The organism is Mesorhizobium sp. M7A.F.Ca.CA.001.08.2.1 (assembly GCF_003998455.1).
In the GTDB taxonomy this organism is placed as follows: Bacteria; Pseudomonadota; Alphaproteobacteria; order Rhizobiales; family Rhizobiaceae; genus Mesorhizobium; species Mesorhizobium ciceri.
In genome coordinates this window covers 1-2,418 of record NZ_RZPW01000864.1, presented here as the reverse complement: position 1 = coordinate 2,418, position 2,418 = coordinate 1, and the positions used below count along the sequence as shown (strand labels likewise).

The following is a 2,418-nucleotide window of genomic DNA, read 5'->3' as shown; positions in this document are numbered from 1 at the left end:
CGTCGATTCGGGCTACCACGTCGTCGGCATGAAGGCGGTCGACGCGCCTGATATTTCGACGGTCAAGGACTAGCACCCCCCAACCGTCGTCCGTCCCGATCCGCACCGGAAGACCTGATGTACCCGCTGGTTTATATCGCGCGCCACGGCCAGACCGCGTGGAACGCCGAAATGCGGCTTCAGGGGCAGGCTGACACCGATCTCAATGCTCTTGGCCGCGAACAGGCGACCGGCAACGGGCTTCGGCTAGCTGCGTTGGTTCCAGATCCCTGGGAATTCGACTTCGTCGCCAGTCCGATGAAACGGACGCGCGAAACGATGCAGCGTATTCGCGCCGCGATGAAGCTGGATCCGGATGCCTATCGAACCGATCCGCGCCTCGTCGAGGTCAATTTCGGCGATTGGCAGGGATTTACCTTTCCCGAGCTGGAGACGCGGTATCCCGGAGCAAGCGGGACGCGTGCTCTGGACAAGTGGAACTTCCAGCCGCCCGGCGAAGGCGCCGAGAGCTATCAGATGCTGCTCGAACGGGTGAGGCCATGCTTCGACGCGATCGAACGCCAGACGATATGCGTGACCCATGGCGGCGTCATGCGCACCTTGTTTCGTTTCGTTCTGGGATTGGCCGAGGACGAGGCAGCGAACCTGGAAATACCGCAGGATCGCCTGCTCAAGCTCGAAGGCAAGAGTCTGGAGTGGCTTTAATGCATGTCGCCCAAAAGTGGCCCCGGTTTTGGGAGAACGACATACATAAAACAAAGACCTAAAGCGGGTCGCCTGAAATCCGTTCAGACGCAACACGCTCTAGGCCATTTCGCAGGCGGCTCGGCGAAAGCTGAACCGCAAACGCTGCATTCAATTGAGGTTGGAAGCTCTAGTTGGCTGAGCTGTCCGGCAGTTCCATGTCGGTGATGACGTTTTCGCCATTGGTCACATCGTAGGCGATGACGATGTCCATGCCCGGCTTCAGCGCGTCGAGATCGGTCTCTGCGTTCAGCTTGTAGGACTTGCCGTCATCCAGCGTCAGCGTCGCCGTGTCCTTGTCGATCTTCTTGATCAGGCCTTCGGTCTGGCCGGCGAAAGCGGCGGTGGAAAGCAGCAGCGTGGCGGCAACGGCGCTAATCAGGGTACGCATAATCGTTCCTCTTTATCATTGCACCGGCATGGCGGCGGGCTGTTCAACAGCGGATGGAGCAGAGCAGAAACCAACCGAATGTGTCAAAACTAAATCCGCCAGATCACAGTTTGACCCCTGTGAAAAACGCCAATAGAACGCAATCTTCAGCCGGCTCCGATGCCGGGCAGGGTATTTCATGTCTCACAACACGTTCGGCCACCTTTTCCGCGTCACCACCTGGGGCGAAAGCCATGGCCCGTCGCTCGGCTGCGTGGTTGACGGCTGTCCGCCCGGCATCCGCTTTACGCGCGACGAGATCCAGGCCGAACTCGACAAGCGCCGTCCGGGACAGTCACGTTTCGTGACGCAGCGTCGCGAACCAGATGAAGTGAAGGTGCTGTCAGGTTTCATCCTCGACGAGGACGGCGAGACGATGATCACCACCGGCACGCCGGTGTCGATGCTGATCGAGAATGTCGACCAGCGTTCAAAGGATTATGGCGAGATCGCCCGCCAGTACCGGCCCGGCCATGCCGACTACACCTATGACGTCAAATACGGGGTGCGCGATTATCGTGGCGGCGGCCGCTCCTCGGCCCGCGAGACGGCAGCCAGAGTGGCGGCCGGTGCCTTGGCGCGCAAGGTGGTGCCCGGCGTGGTGGTGCGCGGTGCGCTGGTGTCGATGGGCGAGAAATCCATCGATCGCGCCAACTGGAACTGGAATTTCATCGGCGATGCGGAAAATCCGTTCTTCACCCCCGATCCGGCTTCCGTTCCTGTCTTCACGCAGTATCTCGACGGCATCCGCAAGGCGGGCTCCTCGGTCGGTGCGGTGATCGAGATCGTCGCCGACGGCGTTCCACCGGGCCTCGGCGCGCCGATCTATGCCAAGCTCGACCAGGACATCGCCTCCGGCCTGATGTCGATCAACGCGGTCAAGGGCGTCGAGATCGGCAACGGCTTCGAGGCCGCCCGCATCACCGGCGAGCAGAATGCCGACGAGATGCGCATCGGCAATGACGGCAAGCCGGTGTTCCTGTCCAACAATGCCGGCGGCATCCTCGGCGGCATCTCGACCGGCCAGGCAATCGTCGCCCGTTTCGCCGTCAAGCCGACCTCGTCGATCCTGACCCCGCGAAAGTCGATCGATAAGGACGGCAAGGACGTCGAGATCATGACCAAGGGCCGCCACGATCCATGCGTCGGCATCCGCGCCGTGCCGATCGGCGAGGCAATGGTTGCCTGTGCGATCGCCGATCATTATCTGCGGCATCGGGGACAGACGGGGAGGGGAATAGGGG

3 protein-coding genes are annotated in these 2,418 nt (G+C 61.4%); 2 read left to right on the top strand and 1 reads right to left on the bottom strand.

Annotation, left to right across the window (positions count from 1 at the left end):
- The first annotated feature begins 117 nt into the window (after positions 1–117).
- Positions 118–705: a histidine phosphatase family protein gene (locus EN914_RS32190; RefSeq protein ID WP_013532802.1), complete on the top strand. Its 588-nt coding sequence runs from the start codon at positions 118–120 to the stop codon at positions 703–705.
- A gap of 169 nt (positions 706–874) precedes the next feature.
- On the opposite strand, the gene EN914_RS32185 is transcribed toward EN914_RS32190, so the two are convergent.
- Positions 875–1,135 (bottom strand): DUF1344 domain-containing protein, encoded by a 261-nt coding sequence (locus EN914_RS32185; protein WP_013532801.1) that lies wholly within the window; start codon positions 1,133–1,135, stop codon positions 875–877.
- A 178-nt stretch (positions 1,136–1,313) separates the two neighbouring features.
- Here EN914_RS32185 and aroC point away from each other — a divergent pair.
- Positions 1,314–2,418: chorismate synthase (gene aroC, locus EN914_RS32180; RefSeq protein ID WP_127265871.1), on the top strand; the 1,105-nt coding region annotated here is incomplete at its 3' end.

Bases quoted from the DNA above. Each gene is read 5' to 3' on its own strand.
- EN914_RS32190 (WP_013532802.1), top strand. From the start codon at position 118: ATGTACCCGCTGGTTTATATCGCGCGCCACGGCCAGACCGCGTGGAAC.
- EN914_RS32185 (WP_013532801.1), bottom strand. From the start codon at position 1,135: ATGCGTACCCTGATTAGCGCCGTTGCCGCCACGCTGCTGCTTTCCACC.